Source organism: Telluria antibiotica, from assembly GCF_011682055.1.
GTDB lineage: Bacteria > Pseudomonadota > Gammaproteobacteria > Burkholderiales > Burkholderiaceae_D > Telluria > Telluria antibiotica.
Genome location: NZ_JAAQOM010000005.1, coordinates 174,438 through 196,830, shown reverse-complemented (window position 1 = coordinate 196,830; position 22,393 = coordinate 174,438). Strand labels below are relative to the sequence as shown.

Below are 22,393 nucleotides of genomic sequence, written 5' to 3'. Positions count from 1 at the left end.
TCAGGCGTCGAGCACCCCGGCCAGGCGCGCCGCGAGGAAGTCGACGAACGCCTGCACGCGCGGCGCCAGTGCACCCTGTTTGTAGAACACGGCCCATACGGGCTGGGTCCAGGGCAGCGCCGCGTCGTCCAGCAGCGGCACGAGGCGGCCCGCGGCCACGTCCGCGCGCGTGAGGAAGTCCGACAGGCTGACGATGCCCGCGCCCGCGAGCGCGAGATGGCGGACCGTCTCGCCGCTCGTCGCCGTCACGTGCGGCGCGCTGCGCCAGCCCTCTTCCACGCCGGCACGCAAAGGCCACGTATTCAGCGACGCGGGCGCCACGAAACCGATGCGGCGGTGCCGCGCGAGGTCGTCCACGTGCGCAGGCGTTCCATGGCGTTCCAGGTAGCGGGGCGCGGCCAGCACGCGGATGCGGCTCGCGCCCAGGCGCCGCGCGTTCAGCGTGGAGTCGGCCAGGTGCCCGATCCGGATCGCGACGTCGGCCTTTTCCTCGATCAGGTCAACGACCGTCTCGCCGCTCGCCAGTTCGACCTGTACCTGCGGGTACGCGTCGAGGAAGTCGGGCAGCAGCGGCGCGACGAGGTGGTCCAGCGCGGGCGTCGCGGCGTTCACGCGCACGAGGCCCGCGGGCTGCGTGCGCGCGGAGGCGGCTTCGCTTTCCGTCTGTTCCAGTTCGGCGAGGATGCGGCGCGCGCGGCCCAGCAGCCAGCTGCCCTCTTCCGTCAGGTCGAGGCGGCGCGTCGTGCGGTGGATGAGGGTCATGCCCAGTTGCCGCTCCAGCCGCGAGATCGTGCGCGACACGCCGGACGGCGTCTGCCCCAGCTGCTGCGCGGCGGCGGAAAACGAGCCCGTGTCGACGACCGCGGCGAAGGCGATCAGCGAACCGACGTCCAGCATTTTTGCTCCCAAGTCAAAAGTCTATTGTACGGCCACGGGTTTTTCTTTGCGGACGGCGCGGCCAGAATGCGCCATCCCATCGCATGATCGACAAGGAGAACACCATGCCACTCGCCCTGTGGGCGCTCACGCTGAGCGCCTTCGCCATCGGCACGACGGAATTCGTGATCGTCGGCCTCATCCCCACCATCGCGGCCAGCCTGCACGTGTCCGTGCCGTCCGCCGGCCTGCTCGTGAGCCTGTACGCACTCGGCGTCGCCATCGGCGCGCCCGTGCTGACCGCGCTCACCGGCCGCGTACCGCGCAAGACCCTGCTGCTGGGTCTCATGCTGCTGTTCACGGCCGGTAACCTGACGGCATGGATGGCCCCCGGCTACGCCGCGCTGATGGCCGCACGCGTGCTGACCGGCCTCGCGCACGGCGTCTTCTTCTCGATCGGCTCGACGATCGCCACGAGTCTCGTGTCGAAGGAAAAAGCGGCCAGCGCCATCGCGCTGATGTTCAGCGGCCTCACCGTCGCCCTCGTGACGGGGGTACCGCTCGGCACGTTCATCGGCCAGCGCTTCGGCTGGCAGATGACCTTCCTCGCCGTCGCGCTGCTGGGCGTGATCGCGTTCATCGGCATCGCGCTGCTCGTCCCGCGCGGCATCGCGGACAGCAAGCCGGCCAACCTCGCCACGCAACTGGCCGTGCTGAAGAAGCCGCGCCTGCTGCTCGTGTACGCGATGACCACGCTCGGCTACGGCGGCTCGTTCATCGCCTTCACCTATCTCGCGCCGATCCTGCAACAGGTTGCGGGCTTCGCGCCGGACACCGTCGGTCTCGTGATGCTCGTGTACGGTGTGTCGGTCGCCTTCGGCAATATCTGGGGCGGGAAACTCGCGGACCGCAAGGGCCCCGTGCGTGCGCTGCAGATCGTGTTCGCGCTGCTGGCCGGCGTGCTGGTACTGCTGGAGTTCACGGCCGCGCACAAGATCGCCGTCCTCGCCACCGTGCTCGCGTGGGGCGCCGTCGCCTTCGGCAACGTACCGGGCCTGCAAGTGTATGTCGTGCGCCGCGCCGAGATCGACGCGCCCCGCGCCGTCGACGTGGCATCGGGCCTGAACATCGCCGCATTCAACGTGGGCATCGCCCTCGGCGCCTGGGGCGGCGGCCTGATCGTCGCCCACCTGGGCCTGATGCACACGCCGTGGATCGGCGCGCTGATCGTCGCCGGCGCCCTCCTCCTCACCACCTTGGCCGGCCGACTGGATCGACGCGACCCGGTTCCACAGGCTCGCTCTGCCGCCCGCGCCGTCGCCATGCATTGAATCGAATCGAAAGGAACACCATGCCCCCCATCCCGCAACTGGGCCTCGGCACGTTCCACATGCCGCTCGCCTACGGCAAGGTGATCGACGACGCGACGATCATCCGCATCGCGCGCGAACGGGACGCGACGCCGGCCCAGGTGGCGCTGGCGTGGTCGATGGCGAAGGGGTATGCCGTGATTCCGTCGTCCACGCGGCGCGCGAACCTGGAGAGCAATCTGCGGGCGCGCGACGTCGTGCTGACGCCGCAGGACATCGCCACCATCGACGCGCTGGAGCCGGGGCGAACGCCTCGTCGATCCCGACTTCGCGCCGCGCTGGGATTAAGGGGATGACGTTCGCGTACTCACGTAGGGTGGGCTGATGGATGCCGGGGCATCAATCACGTGCCCACGCGAACGTATGCGCGGTTCTAACGTCCGCGTGGGCTCGGGGAGCCCACCCTACCCCTACTCATCCAGCGGAACGCCGCGTGTCGTTGGCGTTATTTGTCGAGCTCTTTGTAATGGCGGAAGATCCCTTCCTCGTTGAAGGGTATCCGTCGCGGCGATTTCAGGTAAGCCGCGATCCGCGGCCGCGCCGCCACCCGGTCGCGCAGGGCCATCAGCAGCGGGTAGCCGGCATCGATGCGGGCCAGGGTCTTCGGGAACGCGTAGCGCAGGCCCTCGACGACCTGGAACAGCGACAGGTCCGCATACGTGACCGTGTCGCCCAGCAGATAGTCCTTCGGCTCGGGCCGCGACAGGATGTTCTCGAACCAGTCGAAGAACTTCGGAATGCGGGTGTCGAGGAAGTCGGCCGCGCGGCGCTTGGCTTCCGGGCGCTGGTCCTCGTAGTACAGCGACGTGGCGATCGGATGATGCGTGTCGTGCGTCTCCGCCACCAGATCGGCGATCGTCAGCTGGATCTGGCTCACCCAATATTTACCCTGCACGTCCTGCGGCGCCAGGCCGTGGCGCTCGCCCAGGAACATGAGGATGCTGGCCGTCTGGCCCACCGTCACGTCACCCGCCTTCAGGAACGGTGGCGCGAACGACGGGTGGTCGGCGCCGTCCATCGCCGCCATCATGCGCGCCATGCCGCCCCGCCCGCGCGCCACGTCCACGTAGTCCACCCCCGCTTCTTCCAGCGCCAGCCGCACGAATTCGCCGCGGCCCTGGATACTCGGCCAATAAAAAAGTTCATACGTCATGCCGCACTCCTCCACTTGTTCGGTCCGACGCAATTATTGAGCAGCTTTTCGAAGTATGGCGCGGCAATCGTGCTAGTCTTGCGTCTGGCGCGTGCCTGACAAAATATCAATAAAGAGAGACATGAAGACAATAACAAGAACGCAGGGCATCAATTATCGACGGACGACATTCTTGATCTGCTGAACGTTTCATTCCGCTTCAGCACTATCCACCGATAACAAATCGCCCGGAGCGCACCGATGATTTTCGCTCACCTCACCCAACACTGGATGGCCCGCCGGCGGCAGCACAGCCTGTCCGCGTGGTGCTCGTGCGTCGCCAGCAGCCTGCGCGTGCTGGCCCATTACCGCGACCACCGCTCGCTGTGCGGGCTCGGCGTGTACCGCAACCACGTGGCGGCGACGAACGCCGATCCGTTCCACCACCTCAGCCACCGCGACTACCTGATCAAGGGCCTGAGCCCGCGCGAGCGCGTACGGGCCGTGCTGAGCCACTACCGCTTCGAGGACGCGACGTTCGACGAGGGCTACCTGGGCGCCGTGTACGGCCGGCGCAGCCTGCCGCTGTGGCAGCACGAGGCCGACGGCAGCGCGTTCACGATCCAGCTCGAGATGACGGCGCGCGGCAATGCGGAAGGCGACCTCACCATCGCGCTCGTCGCGGACGGCAGATGCCTGCACCGCCTCTCGTTCAACTGGCTCCCCGGCGACATGGCCGGCGTCGGCCTGCCCGTCGTCCCGTTCATCGCGCGCAACGAGGGCCGCTGGGCCGATTCCGGTCCCGCGTTCGACGCGTTCGAGCGCGTGTTCCCGAACAACTCGCCCAGCTTCTTCTGCTTCGCCGCGATGCAGGGCGTCGCGCTGGCGCTCGGCATGGACAAGATCGTCGGCATCCGCGCCGAAGCGCACGTCGCCTACGATCCCGATCCCGACAAGCACTTCGCCAACGCGTACGACGGCTTCTGGAAGATCCTCGGCGGCACCGACATGCCCGGCCGCGACGGCTACCTGATCGCGCTGCCGTTCTACGTCAAGCCGCTGGCCGAGATGCCGTCCAAGCACCGCAAGCGCGCGGCGCTGCGGCGCGAGCACTGGCGCCTGATCGGCGACTCGGCCCAGGCCGTCATCCAGCGCCATCTGCTGCCCGCGCGCGCGCGCGTGACGCAACGGACCGCGATTCCCGAGCCGGCCTGACGGCATCACCCCGCGCGGCCACGGCGTCGCGCGGGAACCTTCGCCTTTACAACATGTCTATTGGCAGACGCACCACGACGGGGCGCGCTGTGCTACACTCGCGCCTTCGCTAGGGGTCCTGGAAGCGTGCTTCCGGGTGAGAGATACCCTCCGTACCTGATCTGGATAATGCCAGCGAAGGAAAGCGCAACGCCGTTCCCTCCTTGTTTGCCCTTCCCCCGTTGGCTCCGGCTTTTGAGAAAAGCAGCGTGCCGCCTCCGGCGCGCGAAACGAGCAAACCATGACATCACATCTGAAGTACACCGTCGTCGCGTGTGCGATCGCGCAGGCATTCGTCGCGCAGGCGCAAGCGCAGGACACCACCCACCCCGTGGCCGAAGTCGTCGTCACGGGCAACCGCTTCGTCGCCGTCGACCGCGCCAGCGTCGGCAGCTTCGGCGAGGCGTCGCTGTTCGACACGCCCGCGTCCATCATCTCGATGGGCCGCACGCAAATGCAGGACCTGTCGATCCGCTCGACCACTGACGCCGTGCGCTTCGACGCTTCCGTCGCGGACGCCTACAACGCCGTCGGCTATGCCGAGCAGTTCTCGATCCGCGGTTTCGCGCTGGACAACAACTACAGCTACCGCAAGGACGGCTTCGCGATCCCCGGCGACACTCAGATCCCGCTGGAAAACAAGGAACGTTTCGAAACCCTGAAAGGCATCGCGGGCCTGACGTCCGGCATCGCCACGCCGGGCGGCATCGTCAACTACGTGACGAAGCGCCCGACGAATGCGCCGCTGCGTTCGGCCCTCGTCGAAGTCTCCGAGCGCGGCACGCTGTACTCTACCCTCGACCTCGGCGGCCGCTTCGAGGACCGGAGATTCGGCTACCGCATCAACGCGGCCGCCGCCGACATCCACCCGTACGTGCGCGGCGCCAACGGCGACCGCCAGTTCGTGTCGGCCGCGTTCGACTGGCAGATCACGCCGGACGCGCTGCTGCAGCTGGACATGGATTACCAGCGCAAGTCGCAGATCACCGCACCCGGCTTCCAGCTGATCCGCAACGAGACGCTGCCGACGGGCGTGTCGCCGAAGATGCTGCTGAACGACCAGCCGTGGACGCGCCCCGTCACGACGAAGGACAGCAACCTCGGCCTGCGCTTCGAGTACAAGCTCGCGCAGGACTGGCTTGCGACGGTGTCCGGCAACAAGCACTGGTTCAAGCGCGACGACTTCACCGCGTTCCCCTACGGCTGCAGCAACGAAGGCGCGGGCTATTATCCGGGCTATTGCGGCAACGGCGACTACGACGTCTACGACTACCAGAGCACGGGCGAGCGCAAGACGCCGTGGGGTGTGCAGGCTCTCGTGAACGGCAAGTTCGCGACGGGTGCAATCCGCCACGCGGTCGCCATCGGCGCGTCGTACTCGGAGCGCCACGACAGCTTCGGCGACTACGTGTACGACTACGTCGGCTACAGCAACCTGTGGCATCCGCTCGTGACGCCGCACGTCGCAGCCGACCGCGTGACGGGCCCCGTGATCGGGCGCCGCAGCGACGAGGAACGCGCGCTGTTCGCACAAGACGTCATGAAGCTGACGGACCAGTTCACGCTGCACGCTGGCCTGCGCCACGTACAAATCAAGCGCAGCGAATTCGTCGACGAAGCCACCGGCTATGTGCGCAGCGACGCGTCGTTCCTGCTGCCGCAAGTTGCCCTGATGTTCAGCCCTTCGCGTGCGTGGAACGTGTACGCCATGGTCGGCCATGGCCTGCAGCACGGCGGCGTTGCCCCGATGCAGACGACGAACGAGAACCAGGTGCTGGCGCCGCAGCGTTCGCACCAGGTCGAGATCGGCGCGAAGGCCGCGCTGGACAACGGCATCAACCTGTCGGCCGCGCTGTTCGACATCCGCCAGGGCCTCGAGTACACGGACGCGAACAACACGTACGTGCGCAATGGCCGCGAGACGCACCGCGGCCTCGAGCTGACCGCACAAGGCAGCGCCACGCCGGCGCTGGACTGGAGCCTGTCGCTGATGGCGCTGAACACGCGCCAGCAGGGCACGGGCCAGGCAAGCATCGACGGCAAGCGCGTGACGGACGTCCCCGCGTTCAAGTCGGTCGCATGGGTGCAGTATGCCGTGGCCGCCGTCCCGGGCCTGAAACTGGACGGCACGTGGCAGTACTCGGGCAAGAAGGCGTTCGACGTCGACAACACAGTGTTCGTGCCGGACTACCACGTGTTCGGCATGGGCGCGTCGTACGGCATGAAATGGGGTGCGACGAACGTCACGTTGCGCGCGCGGGCCGAGAACCTGTTCGACAAGTTCTACTGGCGCGACGTGACGCCGGACCTGGGCGGCTACTTGCTGCCGGGCGCACCGCGCACCTTCAGCGCGTCGGCGCAGTTCGACTTCTAGGAACCCAAGTAGGGTGGGCACCCCTGTGCCCACGCGAACATCGGCATGACGCAAACCTTATGCGTGGGCACGGGGTGGCCACCCTACCGGTCCGCACCGACCAACATGGGTTCTACGTGAACGTCAGGCGCCGGGCGCGCCGATCACGGCCGCGACCTGGCGCAACCGCGCATCCAGCGCCCCCGTCAGCAGCGTGAACGGAATGCGCCGCTCATCGAGCACCGCGACGAGCTGCGCATGCACGCGCTGGCGCACTTCCTCAGACTCGCGCTGCAGTCCGTCCGGCACCCATGGCAGATCGGGCGCCGCGACGAGCGTGTGCGCGTAATCGTGCGCCGCTTCCCAAGCAAGCAGCTCGGGCGGGACGCGGCCCCAGTAGATGCGGCTGTACACGGCCGTCATCAGCGGCGTCGTGTCGACGAACAGGAAGTCCCGTACGCGGGCGTTGCGCGCGAGCGCCTCCTCGCGCGCATGCTGCGTGCGCGCGATGCCCACCTGGTCATCCTCGCGCGGCACGCGCGCGTTCACCTCGACGAATTCACGCAGGTATTCCGGCACCCACAGCGTGCCGTAGCTCGTTGCCAGCGCCTGCGCCAGCGTGGACTTGCCCGTCGATTCCGCGCCCAGCAGGGCGATCCTTGCCACGGTCATCGGATGGCCTCGCCCAGCGGCATGTCCGCATCCTCGTCCGCGGCGGCCGACCACGCGCGCAGGCCCAGCACCGCGAGCACGACGAACACGGCGTACAGGATCGCCGTCAGGTGCAGTCCCTTGTACACGTAGAGCCCCACGTACAGCACGTCGACGACGATCCACGTGTGCCAGTTCTCGATCTTCTTCTTCGCCGTCAGCAGTTGGCCCAGCAGGCTGCCGGCCGTGAGGAAACCGTCCATGTGCGGCACGTCCGTGTCCGTGTACGCCTTCAGGAACGCGGACAGCGCGACGAAGCCGATGGCCCAGCCGGCGAGCGCCGCGATCCAGCCGGCGCGCGCGAGACGCGTCACCGGCAACGGCTTGCCCTCGGCCCCGCGCAACCACTGCCACCAGCCCCACACGGAAGCCGCGATGAACACGCCCTGCAGGCCCGCGTCGCCGTACAGGCGCGCGTCGTAGAACACGACGCCGTACGTGGCCGACGACACGATGGCGAAGAACCAGCCCCAGTGGTTGCGCAGGATCGTCAGGACGACCGTCGCGACGGACAGCGCGAAGCCGAGCAGTTCGAGCGGCGTGGTGGTAAAGCCGAGGAAGACGAGGGTCGAGTTCATGGTGGAGAGATGCGGGCGAGTCGGCGATTATGGAAGGTGGCGCCCGTTTATGCAACCGCGCGCGCGGCCGGGCGACTGTCCGATTCCGGACACCGCTGCCCGCCGGCGGGCAACGCTGCCGTCGTTTGTGCGGGCCGCCATTGGGAAAGCCTGCTGGCATGGGCCTTGCAATACTGGCAGCATCGTATTCACTCACGCCATCATGGACCAGGCCATCCCTCTCGACGTCGTCCGCCGCCGCACCCGCGTACGCGTCGCCACGACCCTGCTGCTGGTAGCAAGCCTGTGCGCGGCCGCGTGGGGTTTGAACCGCGTGCTGCGCCCCAGCGTATCCGCCGCCGACGTCGTCATCGCCGAAGTCCGCCGGGGGAACGTCGACAACACGATCAACGCGGCCGGCGTCGTCATCCCCGTGCACGAGGAAGTCGTCGCGAGCCCCGGCGCGAGCCGCGTCGCCAAGGTCCACGCGAAGCCGGGCCAGCAGGTGGCGGCCGGCGACCTGCTGCTGGAACTGGACGACCACGAGATCCGCCTCGCGCTGGAGGCGTTGAAGGAACAGCTGGCGCAGCAGGACAACCGCATCGCGACCCTCAAGCAGGAACAGGCGCAGAAGCACACGCAGATCGTGAGCGCCATCGAGCTGCTGGAGATCGACCTGCAGGCCGCGCGCGCCACGCTGGAACGGAGCCAGAAGCTGCGCTCGAGCGGCCTCGTATCCGGCGAAAACCTGCTCACGGCGGAGCTGAACGTCAAGCGCACGGAAATCCAGCTGCGCCAGCAGCGCGCGCTGATGGACGCGACGCAGCGCACGACCGCGAGCAATATCGCGGCCGCCGACCTGCAGAAGGCCATCCTGCAAAAGCAGATCGCGCAGCAGGAGCAACTGCTGGACCGCACCCGCGTGCGCGCGCCGTTCGGCGGCATGCTCACCTGGCTCGTCGAGGAAGAAGGCGCCAGCGTGGCCGCTGGCCAGCTGGTGGCGCGCGTCTCCGAATTGAACAACTACCGCGTCGAGGCCACGCTGTCGGACTTCCACGCGCGCCAGCTCGCGCCCGGGCAGGCCGTGCGCGTGGAGCAGAACGGCGAGGCGATGGCCGGCACCGTCCACACGATCCTGCCCGAAATCCAGAACGGCACCATCCGCCTCCTGGTCGACCTCGCGCAGCCCCGCAACGGGAGTCTCCGCAACAAGATGCGCGTGGACGTCAACGTCGTCACGGAGCGCCGCGCGAACGTGCTCGTCGTCGACAGCGGCGCCGCGTTCAACGGCCGCGGGCCGCAACCGGTGTTCGTCGTGGACGGCGGCGTGGCGCGCAAGCGCTCCGTCACGTTGGGCGCCAGCGACGGCCACGTGGTCGAAGTGGTGGCCGGCGCGCGCGCGGGCGACCGCGTGATCGCGTCGGACACGCACGCGTTCAAGGACCTGGACGCCATCCAAATATCGCATTGACTCAAGAGGACACCATGATCAGACTGCATAACGTCAGCAAGACCTACCGCACCGACAAGGTCGAGACGCTGGCATTGAAGGACATCGACCTCGCCGTCGAGCGCGGCGAATTCGTCGCGCTGATGGGCCCCAGCGGCTGCGGCAAGAGCACCTTGCTGAACCTGATCGGCCTGCTCGACCGGCCGGGCCGGGGCAGCGTGGAAATCGACGGCGCCGCCATCGGCTCGTACGGCGACAAGACCGTGGCGCGGCTGCGCAACCGGACGTTCGGCTTCGTGTTCCAGAGCTTCCACCTGATCCCCGACCTGCGCGTGATCGACAACGTGGAACTGCCGCTCCTGTACCGCAGCCTGTCCGGCGGCGAACGGCGCAAGCTGGCGCGCGAGGCGCTGACCCGCGTGGGCCTCGGCGCGCGCATGGACCATTTCCCGAACCAGCTGTCCGGCGGCCAGCAGCAGCGCGTGGCGATCGCGCGCGCCATCGTCGGCCGGCCGCACGTGCTGCTGGCGGACGAACCGACGGGGAACCTGGACAGCAAGATGGGCGCCGAGATCATGGACCTGCTGCTGCAGCTGAACGCCGAGGGCACGACCGTCGTCATGGTCACGCACGACGAACAGGAAGCGCGCCGCGTGGGCCGCATCGTGCGCGTGTTCGACGGCCAGCTCGTGGGCCAGGAGCAGCTCCATGCTGCGTAACTACCTGCTGACCGCGTACAAGGTCTTCATGCGCCGCAAGCTGTTCACCGCGATCAACCTCGCGTGCATCGTGCTCACTCTCGTCGTGCTGATGGTGATCACGGCGCTGCTGCAGACGGCGTTCCACCCGCGCGGCGTGGAAGGAAAAGGCGACCGCCTGCTGCAGGTGTACGGCATCCGCAGCTTGAGCCCGGACGGCAAGAACGTGCGCACCACGCTGATGGGCTACAAAACGATCGACAAATACCTGAAGCCGATCGCGGGCGCCGAGCGGGTGTCCGCCTTCACCTTGCCACGCGCCGTGTCGGTCTACCAGGGCGACCGCGTGAGCCAGCTCGACATGCGCCGCGTGGACGCCGACTACTGGAAAATCCTCGACTTCCACGTGCTGGCCGGCCGCCTGCCGAACGAGGACGACGACCGGCTCGGTCGCCACGTCGCCGTCGTCAACGCGTCGACGGCGCGCCAGCTGTTCGCGCACGGCTCCGCCGTGGGCCAGCGCATCAGCGTGAGCGGCCAGACGTTCGAGATCGTCGGCGTCGTCGCGGATGTCGTCCACCTCAACGCCTACGCCGACATCTGGGCCCCGCTGACGACGTTCCCGTCCACCGACTACCAGAACGACCTGACCGGCGGGTTCGCCGCCATGCTGCTGGCGCGCACGCCAGGGGACGTGCCGCGCATCCAGCGCGAGGTCGCGCACGCCGCGACCACGTTCGTCAGCGAGGATCCGCACGCGTTCTCGACCACGATGTTCTGGGCCGACAGCAAGCTGGACGTGTTCGCCCGCGTGCTCCTGTCCCGCCAGAGCGAAGCCGATTCCGGCGCGACCACGCTGCTGCTGATCATCGCCTGTGGCATGCTGCTGTTCATGCTGCTGCCGGCGCTAAACCTCGTGAACCTGAACATGGGACGCATCCTCGAACGCAGTGCGGAGATCGGCGTGCGCAAGGCGTATGGCGCCACGAGCATGCAACTGGCGGGCCAGCTCGTCGTCGAGAACGTCCTGCTGTGCCTTGCGGGCGGCCTGCTGGGCCTCGCCTGCGCGCGGCTCGTGCTGTGGTGGCTCGAAGCGTCGCAGCTGATTCCCTACCTGGAAGTCGACATCAATCTGCCCGTGTTCGGCTGCGGCATGGTGCTGGCCCTCGTGTTCGGCCTGTTGTCCGGCGCGCTGCCCGCGTGGAAGATGTCGCGCCTCGATCCCGTCCATGCCCTGAAAGGAGCCGCGTGATGCTGCGCCACCTCTTGCAACTGACCTGGCAGCGCAAGTCCAGGCACCTGATGCTGAGCCTCGAGATTCTCCTCGCCTTCGCCATCGTCTTCGGCATCGCCGCGTTCGCGCTGCGCTGCGCGCAGCTGTACCGCGAGCCGCTGGGCTTCGACGGCACCGACACCTGGTCCGTCGCGATGCAGATGTCGGACCTGCCCGCCGAGGCGATCCCCGCCGATACCTACGACCTGTTCCGCCGCAGCCTGCTGGAGCTGCCGGAGGTGCGCGCCGTCGGCTTCATGAGCTTCGCGCCATACACGCTGTCGACGTGGACCATGAGCTTCAAATCGGCGCAGACGGGTGCGGGCGTCCTGAGCGACACCATCGAGGCGAGCGATGGCGTCGCCGACGCGCTCGGCGTGCACCTCGTCGCGGGCCGCTGGTTCGACGCGACGGACGACGGCGCGCCGGATACCGCCGTCGTCCTGAACCGGCGCATGGCGGCCACGCTGTTCCCCGGCCGGCCGGCGCTGGACCAGCGCTTCACGAGCGCGGAAGAAGGTTCGTCCCGGACGTACCGGGTCGTGGGCCTCGTCGACGCCTTCCGCAACAAGGGAGCACTGATGATCCCGACGAAATTCGTCATCGCCCGCTTCGCCCCGCACACGACCAAGTCGCGCGTGCGCACGATCCTGCTCAAGGTCGCGCCGGGCACGCCGCGCGCGTTCGAAGCGAAGCTGAGCGAGCGCCTGAAGCGCGTGCGCAACGACTGGTCGTACGAGATCACGCCGCTTGCGTCGGCCCGCGCCACCTTGCTGAAGGAGCAGCTCGTGCCGCTGGCCGTCGTCGCGGTGATCGCCGCGTTCATGCTGCTGATGGTCGCCTTCGGCCTGTTCGGCGTGCTGTGGCAGAACACGACGCGGCGGATTCCCGAGATCGGCCTGCGCCGCGCGCTCGGCGCCAGCGCGGCCGGCATCTACCGCCAGATCGTGTTCGAGCAGCTGTTGCTATGCTCCCTGGCAGTCGCCGTCGGCCTCGTACTGCTCGTGCAGCTGCCGCTCACGGGCGCGCTGGGCGAGGCGCTGAACTGGCCCGTGTTCGCAGGGGCCTGCGCCCTGTCGATGGCCGTGATCTATCTGCTATCCTTCGTGTGCTCGCTCTATCCGGGCTGGCGCGCGAGCCGCCTCGATCCCGCCGCGGCGCTGCACTACGAATAACGAGAAAGACTTCGCACATGGAATCACAACGCAGGCGCGTCCTGGTCGTCGACGACGACCAGGCTGTCCAGGTCTCGCTGGCCCTGCTCCTCAAGCAGGCCGGCTTCGACGCCGCCTGCGCGGACGGCCCGCGCGAGGCGCTCGCGCAGCTCGACGCCGGCCGGTTCGACCTCGTCCTGCAGGACATGAACTTCTCGCTGCAGACGAGCGGCGAGGAAGGCCTCGATCTCCTTGCCCGCATCAAGGCGGCGCATCCGCTGCTGCCCGTGCTGCTGATGACGGCGTGGGGCTCGATCGCGCTGGCCGTGCGCGGCGTGAAGGCCGGCGCCGCGAACTTCTTCACGAAGCCGTGGGACAACGCCCAACTGGTCGACCTGATCGAGGCGACCCTGGACCTCGGCGCACCGCCGGCGGCCGGCCGCACCACGCGCGCGGCGCTCGACGCGAAATACGATTTCGCGGGCATCGTCGGCGAGCATCCGAAGCTGCTGAAGGTGCTGGAGACCATCGCGCAGGTCGCGGCCACGCGCGCGCCCGTGCTGGTGCTGGGCGAAAGCGGAACGGGCAAGGAAATGATCGCGGACGCCGTCCACCGCAACAGCCCGCGCCGGGACGCGCCCATCGTCAAGATCAATATGGGGGCCATCGCTTCTTCGTTGTTCGAGAGCGAGATGTTCGGCCATGTGCGCGGCGCGTTCACGGATGCGAAAGCCGACCGCAAGGGCCACGTGGCGAGCGCGGACGGCGGCACGCTGTTCCTCGACGAGATCGGGGAGCTGAACCGCGGCGACCAGGTCAAGCTGTTGCGCGTCCTGCAGGACCAGCGCTACCAGCCCGTCGGTGCAAGCCGCGCCGAGCAGGCCGACGTGCGCGTGATCTCGGCCACGAACCGCGAGCTGGCGGAGCTGGTCGCGGCCGGCGACTTCCGCGAAGACCTGTTCTACCGCCTGAACCTGATCACGATCCGCCTGCCGCCGCTGCGCGAGCGCCGCAGCGACATCCCGCTGCTCGCCCGTCACATCGTGGCGAACGTGGCCGACAGCTACGGGCTCGGCCCCGTCGGCCTCGCGCCGCAGGCGCTGGACTGGCTGGCCGCGCAGCCGTGGCCCGGCAACATCCGCCAGTTGAAGCAGACCCTGGAGCGCACGTTGCTGCTGGCCGGGAAGGACGTGCTCACGCATGCCGATTTCCAGGCCACGAGCGCCGTCGACGACAACGTGGGCAGCATGCGCCTCGGCGTGGACGGCATGACCCTGGACCAGGTTGAACGCTTGATGATCGAGCAGGCTTTGCGCCAGCACACGGGCAACATCTCGCGCGTCGCCAAGGCGCTCGGCCTGTCGCGCACGGCGCTGTATCGCCGTCTCGAACGCCATGGCCTCGGCGACGCGGGCGCGGACGCGGACGGATGATCCGGCTGCGGCCCCGGCTGGGCGCCTACGTACTGGCGCTGCACCTGCCCCTGTTCGCGTGCGCCACCCTGCTGTTGCCGTCACGCCCCCTGTGGTTCGTCGGCGCGGAAGCGCTGCTGCTGGCCAGCCTTGCGCTGGGCTGGCTGCTCGTGCGCCAGGCGCTGGAACCGCTCGGCTACACGCGCCGCGTGCAGGAACTGCTGCAGGACCAGCATTACGCGAGCCGCCTGGCGGCGCCCGCGTCGTCCGAACTGGACGGCCTCGTGGACACGTTCAACGCGATGCTGGCCGCCCTGCACCGCGAGCGCTTGGCCATCGGCGAACAGCAGGGCTTCCTCGACCGCCTGCTGGAAGCGACGCCTGCCGCCGTCGTCGTGTTCGACTTCGACGGCGCCATCAGCCTCGTGAACGCGAGCGCGGCGCAACTCCTCGGCCTGGATCGGCCGCAGGGCAAGCCGCTGTCCGCATGGACCGACGGCGCCGCCGGCTTCGCGGCGGGCCTGGATGCGCGGGCGCGGGCACGCGGCCGCCAGCTCGCCGCCCAGCTGGACGCGCTGCCGCTGGGCGAAGCGCGGCTGCTGGCCGACCCGGACGGGCGCCGCTACCGCGCCCAGCGCGGGCGGTTCTTCGACCGCGGCTTCGCGCGCCACTTCCTGATGGTCGAGGAATTGACGGCCGAGCTGGAAGACTCGGAGCGCGCCACGTACGAGCGCCTCGTGCGCGTGCTGGCGCACGAAGTCAACAACACCGTGGCCGCCACGGGGTCCGTGCTCGATTCGCTGCTGTTCTACCGCGGCCAGCTCGCCGAGCCGGACGCCGGCGACTTCGCGACGGCGATCGTCGCCGTCAAGCGCCGCAACAAGAGTCTCGGCGAATTCATCGAACGCTTCACGAAGGTCGTCCGGATGCCGCCGCCGGAACTGCGGCCCACGGACGTCAAAGCCGTCGTCGACGATATCCTGCGGCTGAGCCGGGAGCAGTGCAGCAGGCGCGGCATCGCGCTCGGCTGGCACCGCTGCGACGCGATCGCGCCGCTGGCGCTGGACGCGCAGCTGATCGAGCAGGCGCTGCTCAACATCGTCAAGAATGCGATCGAGGCGATCGACGAGGCCAACGCGGCGCGAGGCGCAGCTGGCGGATTCGTACGGCTGGAGCTGGCCGGCGAAGGCCGGCGCGTGCGGTTGTCGGTCGTGGACTCCGGCGACCTGCTGGCGTCAGGGCCGGCGCGGCCCCTGTTCACGCCGTTCTTCACGACGCGCAAGGGCGGCCAGGGGATCGGGCTGATGTTCGTGCGCGAGGTGCTGCAGCGGCACGGGTGCACGTATTCATTGGCAGCCGGTGCACCGGGGGAGACGCGGTTCGATATCTGGTTCCCGGCGGCGTGATGTGAACATCGGTACAGGTCGTACAGATCGTAGGGTGGGGTGATTGATGCCGGGGGCATCGGTCACGAGCCCACGCGGACGTTCGCATGACGCATGCGTTCGCGTGGGCACGGGGTGCCCACCCTACGACTTGGGATACTTGATCGTCATTTCCTTGAGCAGGTTGTCCGCATGGTCGACCTCCTTCATCAGCCACAGCATGTAGCGGATGTCGACGTGGATCGCACGCGTGATCACGGGATCGAAGTACCAGTCCTTCGTGATCGATTCATACGTCGAATCGAAGTTCAGGCCCACGAGTTCGCCCCGCTTGTTCATGACGGCCGATCCCGAATTGCCGCCCGTCGTGTCGGCGCTCGACAGGAAGTTCACGGGCACCGTGCCCAGCGCCGGGTCCTTGAACTGGCCGTAGCGCTTGTCGCGGATCGCCTGCAGCAGCGCGTTCGGCGCATCGAACGGCGGCTTGCCCGTCTGCTTTTCCAGGATGCCTTCCAGCGTCGTGAACGGTCCTTTGACGATGCCGTCGCGCGGGCTGTACGGCGCCACGGTGCCGTAGGTGACGCGTAACGTGCTGTTGGCGTCCGGGTACACGGGCTTGCCCTGCGATTTCTTCCACGCGATCACGGCGTCCATGTACTGCGGGACGACGCGCTCCAGGTTGCCGTCGACTTCCTTGCGGCGCTCTTCCAGCGCCATGCCCGTGTCGTGCAGGCGCACGGCCAGCTGGATGAACGGGTCGTTCGACTTGCGGAACGCGTCGGCATCCTTGCCGATCCACGCGAGACGCTTCGCCGTGTCGCCCAGTTCCGTCGCCTTGTACAGCGGTGCCAGCGCGTTCTGCGCGGGCAGCAGCGCGTCGAGGCCCTGCGGACGCGCCTTCGCGTCGATCTTCGCGTAGCGGACCAGCGCGGCCTGCCAGCGCGCCTGGTCGACGCTCGGCACGAACGATTGCTCGAGGCGCGTCAGGCGCGCCTTGATGAACGAGACGTCGCGGTCCTGGTAGCCCGCTTCGCGCTGCGCATCGGGCTTCTGCTGCTCGAGCGCGAGGCGGTACAAGGTGCGCGCGCTTCGCAGGAGGTCACTGTGCGTGGCTTCCGCCCATGCAGTCTCCTGCTGCGTCGTCGCCATGTCGGCGGCAATGGCCGCATCGAGGTCGGCCAGCAGGTTCTTCGAACCGGTGCCATGCTGCTTGTACCAGGCGCGGAACTGGGCGTCCTGCGCATCCTTGATGGAGGCGATGTCCTTGCGCGCAAAGCCGTCCAGCAGGCCGCGCGTCTTTTTCAGCACATTGTTCAGGCTTTTCGACACGCTCGCGTAACGCACCGTGTAATCCGGGTTCCCCATCGTGGCGGCCGCGATCACGGACAGGTCGGCCGTGATGGATGCGACCTTCGCCGGATAGTCGACGTCGCGCGCGAAGCGGATTTCGGCCGGCAGCTTGTAGCGGCTCGTGCGGCCCGGATAGCCGGCCAGCAGGATCGGGTCGCCGGCCTTCAGCCCTTCGGCCGACACGACGAGGAAGCTCTTCGATCGATAGGGCACGTTGTCCGGCGACGGATCGGCCGGGCGGCCGTCGCGGCCCACGTAGGCGCGCAGGAAAGAGAAGTCGCCGACGTGGCGGGGGAATTCGTAGTTGTCGATGTCGCCGCCGAAGTCGCCCACGCTGTTCGCGGGCGCGTACACGAGGCGCACGTCGCGAATCAACAGTTGCTTGATGCGGTAGTACGACCCGCCGCGGTTGAACGCGGGGACCGAGCAGCGGTAGGCCTTGTCGCTCTCGCACTCCGCGATCAACGCCTTGATGCGCGCCTCGACCTGCTCGTGGCGGTCCTTGCCCGACAGATTGGTCGCAAGGCCCTTCAGCACGCGGTCCGTCACGTCCTCGACCTTCTCCGTCACGTAGACGACCGTGTTCGGGCCGCCCGGCAATTCCTCCGCGCGCGTCTTCGCGAGGAAGCCGTTGGCGATGTAATTGTGTTCGGGCGTCGAGTTGCGCTGGATGGCGCTGTAGCCGCAATGGTGGTTCGTGACGACGAGGCCGTCCGGCGACACGAACGACGCGGAGCAGCCCGGCGTCGCGACGATCGCGCTCATCGGATGCTTCGTCAGGTCCGCGAGGCGTTCGGCCGGGATCGTGATGCCGATGCGTTTCAGCTCGGATTTCAGTTGCGGCAGCTGGTGCGGCTGCCACTGGCCCTCATCGGCGCCGGCGGCGGCGGCAACGCCCAGCAGGGCAACGGGAAGGACGACGGATTTGAACAAGACTGGCCTCGGATGCAAAAAAATAAACACGAGTATATCGCCAGGCCACGCCAATCCGGAAACGAAATCGTCACTAAACGCCGATCGGTAGTATGTACAGCCCGCGCAACGTCGTCGCGCGGGCACCACATGCCGGAAGGATACGCTTTAAGCGTATTTACGTTTCATATCGACCTGCTCCGCGCACGCCGCCGCACGGCCGCCATGCCGAACAGCGCGAGCGCACACAGCGCCGGCGACGCCGGTTCCGGCAGGCCGACGCGCACCTCGTCCAGCGCGGGCGCGCTGTAGCCCGCCTGCCGGTTGGCGGTCGAGAAGGCGAAGAAGCGGACCTCGTCGAAACCGGCGCCGTCGCGCAGCCCCAGCACGGCGCCGCTTGGCGCCGTGAAGTTGCCGCTGCCCGTGCGCAGGCCCGCGTCGTACGTGGCCCAGTAGCCGTTCAGCGTGCGGTAGCCGCTGCCGGCCGCGAACTCGATGCGGTGGATGTCGCCCCCGTCCGCGCGCCGCACGCTGACGTACGCGTTCATGCCGGCCGTCGCCATGTAGTTGCCGGCGAACGCGGGACTCAGGTCGGTCACGGCGTCATAACAATCGACGCCCGCGTAGCCGCAGCCGTTGTTGGCGCCGTAGCCGCTGAAGTGGAACAGCAGGCCGTCCTCGACCCAGTCGTTGGCGAGCCCCGTGTTCAGGTCGAAGTGGGCGGCGTTGGTCGTCGTGCCCACCGTGCCGCCTGCGCCGAGCGTCGCCAGCACGGTGGCGCCCGCGCCGTGGGCGGCCAGAGCGAGAGTGGCGGCGCCGAGCAGCCCGATCGTGGTGCGGTACATGGTTGTTGTCGTCATGGTGTCGGGATCAGGTCGATGGCGTCGTAGCTGTAGCCGGGGCTCAGGAAGCGCGTGCCGGTCGTGCCGCTGATGGCCGTCAGCGTGAGCACGTTCTGCCCGACGACCAGTTCACTCGCCGGAATGTCGAACGTGTACATCGTGTTGTTGCCGCGGTAGGTGCCGACCGTCAGCGTGCGCGACGACGGCTGCGTGGAAGGCGACGGATTCGCCGACACCCAGCCGTTCACCTGCGCCTTCGGCCGCCCGCCCCCATACGCCGTCGTGATGCCGACGCGCAGGCGCAGCGGCACGATCTGGCTTTGGCGCAGGTTGAAGCGCACGGTCAGCGCACCGTTCACGTCTTTCCACTGGTACGCGGGGAAGCCGGTGGCCGGCGTCGACGTGCCGACCACGTAGTCGCCCGGCGTCCACGACGCCATGCGCACGTCGGACGGGTGCATCGTCGTCACCTTGCCGCCGTTGATGAATTCCGCCGGCGAGCCATCCCAGTCGCCGATGCGCCACAGCGCGCTAGCGGCACCCGGGTCGCCCGTCACGGCGATCGTGCCCGCGCTCGTGCTGGTGCCCGCGTTCACCGTCACCGTGCGCGTGTCGACCGCGAGTTCGTTCTTGTAGACCTTCATCGTGTACGTGCCGGGAATCATGCCGGCGCTCGTGAAGTGGCCATCGGTGGCGTCGGCCGTCGCCCAGTACTGCGCCGTCGCGTTCGAAAAGCCCACCGTGTACGCGAAGCGCGGATCGCGTCCCGTGATGCCTGCCCCGCTGACGGCGCCTCGCGCTTCCGGTGCCACCCAACCTGTGAGGCCGAGGGTGCCGAGCCACGACGTGTCGACCGCGCCCGGAGCCGAGCCGTCGTTGAACACCATCGTGTAGGTATTGAGGATCTTCGTGCGCAGCGGCTCCGTCTGGCCCTCGCCGTAGTTGATGATGTACGTGATCTCCTGGTCGGTGCTCGCCTGGTTCAACAGGCTGCGGTAGAACGGGCCGCCGGAATTACCCTCGTTGTTGTCGCGGACGATCCACAGGCCGACGTTCGTCCCCGTCGCGCCGATGTATTGCCAGTCCTTCAGGCGCATGTTCGAGTAGTGCTTGGAGCGCGTCTCGCCGTTCGGCATGCCGAACACGTCGCTCGCCTCGATCGCGCCCGTGTTGCCGCGCAGGTCGGAGGGCGCCGGGCCGTTGGGCAGCCGCGCGATCGGGACGCGCACGATGAAGCGCGCGAGGTTCAGCGTGTCGGGCTCCGACGTGAAATACGTCCCCATGTAGATCTTCGCCTCGCCGCGGCGCGCGATGTAGTAATGCGTGAGGTTGCCCGCCTTGACGGTCACCTTGACGACGTCGGTGCCGACGGTGGCGGCGCTCACGTCCACCGCCGAGATGCCCGAGTACAGGAAGTCGAAGCCGGAATTGACCTGCGTGCCGCGCGACTGGTCCTGGTACTCGACGCCGTTGTAGACCATCGACGCGATGTCGCCGGCCGATTGCGTGCTCACGCCGTTGTCCAGCCGGCGCACCTTGAATACGAGGCCCGCGCCCGTGTCGATCGTGTAGAAGTTCGCGTCCTGCGTGAGGCCGAACGACGACACCGCCGCGACGGTGGCCAGCATCCGGTCGGGGCCTGCGGCCGCGCCGCCGCCCGCATCGCCGCCCGCATTTCCTCCACATCCGGTCGCCAGTACGCACAGCATGGCCGCTGCCGCGGCCGGGGTCCTGCGCAAGAACTTGTGCATCGTGCCTGTCTCCTGTTATTGGTGAGGACGTGACGCGCCCCTCCCATGCCTGCGGCGGGCTCCATGATCCCGGGACGTCCGGCCCGGTCGTCGTTGCTGTCGTTGCCTTGTTGGCACGCTAGTATTGATGGCACCCGCGCGGCGGGTCAACGGGGCGCACGGTCCGTTGCACAAAGAATCATGCGCTTGAGCGAAGCGCCCGTAGCGACGGGCGCTTCGGCATGCACGCGGGCGCGGATGCGGATAAAATGACGGGTCCGGCGCCGCCCGGAGTTCTCTCGCCGACCTCACCATGCCAAGCCTCCTCGCCCCCCTTTCCGCCCTGCTGCGCCGCCTGTCGATCGACACCTTCACCGTCCTGCTGCTGTGCACCGTCGCCCTCGCGAGCGTGCTGCCGTGCGCGGGCCACACGGCTGTCGTCCTCGGCAGGATCACCACGGTCGCCATCGGCCTGTTGTTCTTCCTGCACGGCGCCAAGCTGTCGCGCGAGGCGCTCGTCTCCGGCCTCACGCACTGGCGCCTGCATCTGCTGGTGCTCGCATCCACGTTCGTCATGTTCCCGCTGCTGGGCCTTGCGCTGAAGCCGCTGGCGGGCAGCGTCGTCACGCCGGAGCTGTACGTGGGCATCCTGTTCCTGTGCACCCTGCCCTCGACCGTGCAATCGTCGATCGCGTTCACGTCGATGGCGCGGGGGAACGTGGCGGCAGCCGTGTGCAGCGCGTCGGCATCGAACTTCGTCGGCATCTTCGTCACGCCGCTGCTCGTGTCCACGTTGATCGTGCGCGGCGCGGCGGGCGGCTCGGCGCTGGATGCCGTGATCGCCATCGTGGAGCAACTGCTGCTGCCGTTCCTGGCCGGTCAGTTCCTGCGCCCGTGGATCGGGCGCTGGGTGGACAGCCACAAGCCGATGCTGAAGATCGTCGACCAGGGCTCGATCCTGCTCGTCGTCTACACCGCGTTTTCCGAATCCGTCATCGAAGGGCTGTGGCACAAACTGTCCGGCGAAGCGCTCGCGGGCCTCGTCGCCATCAACTGCGTGATGTTGGCGATCGCGCTGGGTCTCGCCACATGGACGAGCCGGCGCCTCGGCTTCAACCGCGAGGACGAGATCACGATCGTGTTCTGTGGCTCGAAAAAGAGCCTGGCGAGCGGCGTGCCGATGGCGAAGGTGCTGTTTGCGCCGAGCGCGCTGGGCATGGTCATCCTGCCCGTGATGCTGTTCCACCAGATCCAGCTGATGGTGTGCGCCGTACTGGCGCAGAAATGGGGCCGCGAGCCGCGGTGACGCATGGTAGGCACAGGGTGCCCACCCTACGGCAGATCGGAACTTCGGGGTCAGAGCACGTTTTGCGTGCAATTCGGGGTCAGAGCAAATTTGGATTTCAGGTGAAATTGCTGCACCAGCGACCGCATTGCGGTCCGTCCCCCAATGAGGACGAAAAGATCTTTTTCTTTGACGAACTTGCGCCGAAAAGTGCTCTGACCCCGAATTTTCGGAAGAATGTGCTCTGACCCCGAATTTAGTGAGCCAGGGCGAGCCCGCCCCACCATACTTCGGGAATCGATGCGGCCAGCATCATGCCCGGTCCCAGCGCCGTGATGAGCCAGCGCCGGCGTCGCGGCAGCCATGCCGTGCGCGGGTCGGCGAGGCTCTTGCGGACGTCGCGCCAGCCGAAGCACGCCAGTGTCGCCAGCCCGACCACGAACAGACTCCATAACGCCGCATCGTCGAACAGCGCCGCCACGTCCTTGTCGAGATAGGTAAACGCGGGCAGCGCGAGACACACGCTGCCCAGCAGCTCCATCGTCGCAACAAAGGCGGCGCGGCCGCGGCGGCGGAACTCGTCGCGCAACATCCAGGCCGACAGCGCGACGTCGCCGGCCAGGTACAGCGCGCTCCACCCGGGCATCGT

General features: G+C 67.9%; 19 protein-coding genes and 1 riboswitch. Of the genes, 11 read left to right on the top strand and 8 right to left on the bottom strand.

Features of this window, described 5'->3' with window-relative positions; translation table 11 throughout:
• Positions 1–897, bottom strand: coding sequence for a LysR family transcriptional regulator (locus HAV22_RS10345; RefSeq protein WP_166859009.1), 897 nt, complete (start codon positions 895–897; stop codon positions 1–3).
• A gap of 104 nt (positions 898–1,001) precedes the next feature.
• Between HAV22_RS10345 and HAV22_RS10340 the strand changes: the two genes are divergently transcribed.
• Together HAV22_RS10340 and HAV22_RS10335 are read left to right on the top strand one after the other, a co-directional pair.
• Positions 1,002–2,207 carry an MFS transporter gene (locus tag HAV22_RS10340; RefSeq protein ID WP_166859008.1) on the top strand — a complete coding sequence of 402 codons (1,206 nt, stop codon included), beginning with the start codon at positions 1,002–1,004 and terminating at the stop codon, positions 2,205–2,207.
• A gap of 20 nt (positions 2,208–2,227) precedes the next feature.
• Positions 2,228–2,542 carry an aldo/keto reductase gene (locus HAV22_RS10335; protein ID WP_208296134.1) on the top strand — a complete coding sequence of 105 codons (315 nt, stop codon included), beginning with the start codon at positions 2,228–2,230 and terminating at the stop codon, positions 2,540–2,542.
• Between the two features lie 149 nt (positions 2,543–2,691).
• Here the strand turns inward: HAV22_RS10335 and HAV22_RS10330 are convergent, their stop codons facing one another.
• Positions 2,692–3,399: a glutathione S-transferase gene (locus tag HAV22_RS10330; RefSeq protein WP_166859007.1), complete on the bottom strand. Its 708-nt coding sequence runs from the start codon at positions 3,397–3,399 to the stop codon at positions 2,692–2,694.
• Positions 3,400–3,639: 240 nt separating this feature from the next.
• Between HAV22_RS10330 and HAV22_RS10325 the strand changes: the two genes are divergently transcribed.
• Together HAV22_RS10325 and HAV22_RS10320 are read left to right on the top strand one after the other, a co-directional pair.
• Positions 3,640–4,593 (top strand): DUF535 family protein, encoded by a 954-nt coding sequence (locus tag HAV22_RS10325; RefSeq protein WP_166859006.1) that lies wholly within the window; start codon positions 3,640–3,642, stop codon positions 4,591–4,593.
• A gap of 101 nt (positions 4,594–4,694) precedes the next feature.
• A riboswitch (TPP riboswitch) is annotated at positions 4,695–4,793 on the top strand.
• 80 nt (positions 4,794–4,873) lie between these two features.
• Complete coding sequence (locus HAV22_RS10320; RefSeq protein ID WP_166859005.1) at positions 4,874–7,006, top strand: TonB-dependent siderophore receptor; 2,133 nt, start codon at positions 4,874–4,876, stop codon at positions 7,004–7,006.
• 123 nt (positions 7,007–7,129) lie between these two features.
• Here the strand turns inward: HAV22_RS10320 and HAV22_RS10315 are convergent, their stop codons facing one another.
• Together HAV22_RS10315 and pnuC are read right to left on the bottom strand one after the other, a co-directional pair.
• Positions 7,130–7,657, bottom strand: coding sequence for an AAA family ATPase (locus tag HAV22_RS10315; RefSeq protein ID WP_166859004.1), 528 nt, complete (start codon positions 7,655–7,657; stop codon positions 7,130–7,132).
• Positions 7,654–8,274, bottom strand: coding sequence for a nicotinamide riboside transporter PnuC (gene pnuC / locus HAV22_RS10310; RefSeq protein ID WP_166859003.1), 621 nt, complete (start codon positions 8,272–8,274; stop codon positions 7,654–7,656). The genes HAV22_RS10315 and pnuC overlap by 4 nt, the downstream gene beginning before the upstream one ends.
• A 202-nt stretch (positions 8,275–8,476) precedes the next feature.
• Here pnuC and HAV22_RS10305 point away from each other — a divergent pair, with 202 nt between their 5' ends.
• The 6 genes from HAV22_RS10305 to HAV22_RS10280 are packed head-to-tail and all read left to right on the top strand — an operon-like array spanning position 8,477 to position 15,646.
• Positions 8,477–9,724, top strand: coding sequence for an efflux RND transporter periplasmic adaptor subunit (locus HAV22_RS10305; protein WP_166859002.1), 1,248 nt, complete (start codon positions 8,477–8,479; stop codon positions 9,722–9,724).
• Between the two features lie 14 nt (positions 9,725–9,738).
• Positions 9,739–10,422 (top strand): ABC transporter ATP-binding protein, encoded by a 684-nt coding sequence (locus tag HAV22_RS10300; RefSeq protein ID WP_166859001.1) that lies wholly within the window; start codon positions 9,739–9,741, stop codon positions 10,420–10,422.
• Positions 10,412–11,653, top strand: coding sequence for an ABC transporter permease (locus HAV22_RS10295; RefSeq protein ID WP_166859000.1), 1,242 nt, complete (start codon positions 10,412–10,414; stop codon positions 11,651–11,653). Before HAV22_RS10300 ends, HAV22_RS10295 begins: the two co-directional genes overlap by 11 nt.
• Positions 11,653–12,849, top strand: coding sequence for an ABC transporter permease (locus tag HAV22_RS10290; protein ID WP_166858999.1), 1,197 nt, complete (start codon positions 11,653–11,655; stop codon positions 12,847–12,849). The genes HAV22_RS10295 and HAV22_RS10290 overlap by 1 nt, the downstream gene beginning before the upstream one ends.
• Before the next feature lie 17 nt (positions 12,850–12,866).
• Complete coding sequence (locus tag HAV22_RS10285) at positions 12,867–14,261, top strand: sigma-54-dependent transcriptional regulator (RefSeq protein ID WP_166858998.1); 1,395 nt, start codon at positions 12,867–12,869, stop codon at positions 14,259–14,261.
• Positions 14,258–15,646 (top strand): sensor histidine kinase, encoded by a 1,389-nt coding sequence (locus tag HAV22_RS10280; RefSeq protein ID WP_166858997.1) that lies wholly within the window; start codon positions 14,258–14,260, stop codon positions 15,644–15,646. The genes HAV22_RS10285 and HAV22_RS10280 overlap by 4 nt, the downstream gene beginning before the upstream one ends.
• Before the next feature lie 123 nt (positions 15,647–15,769).
• Here the strand turns inward: HAV22_RS10280 and HAV22_RS10275 are convergent, their stop codons facing one another.
• The 3 genes from HAV22_RS10275 to HAV22_RS10265 all read right to left on the bottom strand — a co-directional run bounded on the left by HAV22_RS10275 (position 15,770) and on the right by HAV22_RS10265 (position 20,480).
• Positions 15,770–17,908: a S46 family peptidase gene (locus HAV22_RS10275; RefSeq protein WP_166858996.1), complete on the bottom strand. Its 2,139-nt coding sequence runs from the start codon at positions 17,906–17,908 to the stop codon at positions 15,770–15,772.
• 164 nt (positions 17,909–18,072) lie between these two features.
• Positions 18,073–18,747: a hypothetical protein gene (locus HAV22_RS10270; RefSeq protein WP_166858995.1), complete on the bottom strand. Its 675-nt coding sequence runs from the start codon at positions 18,745–18,747 to the stop codon at positions 18,073–18,075.
• On the bottom strand, positions 18,744–20,480 hold the full coding sequence (locus tag HAV22_RS10265) for a rhamnogalacturonan lyase B N-terminal domain-containing protein (RefSeq protein WP_166858994.1): 1,737 nt from the start codon (positions 20,478–20,480) through the stop codon (positions 18,744–18,746). The genes HAV22_RS10270 and HAV22_RS10265 overlap by 4 nt, the downstream gene beginning before the upstream one ends.
• A 292-nt stretch (positions 20,481–20,772) precedes the next feature.
• On the opposite strand from HAV22_RS10265, the gene HAV22_RS10260 reads away from it, so the two are divergent.
• On the top strand, positions 20,773–21,765 hold the full coding sequence (locus HAV22_RS10260) for a bile acid:sodium symporter family protein (protein WP_166858993.1): 993 nt from the start codon (positions 20,773–20,775) through the stop codon (positions 21,763–21,765).
• 235 nt (positions 21,766–22,000) lie between these two features.
• Here the strand turns inward: HAV22_RS10260 and HAV22_RS10255 are convergent, their stop codons facing one another.
• Complete coding sequence (locus HAV22_RS10255; RefSeq protein WP_166858992.1) at positions 22,001–22,390, bottom strand: hypothetical protein; 390 nt, start codon at positions 22,388–22,390, stop codon at positions 22,001–22,003.
• Between the last annotated feature and the right edge of the window lie 3 nt (positions 22,391–22,393).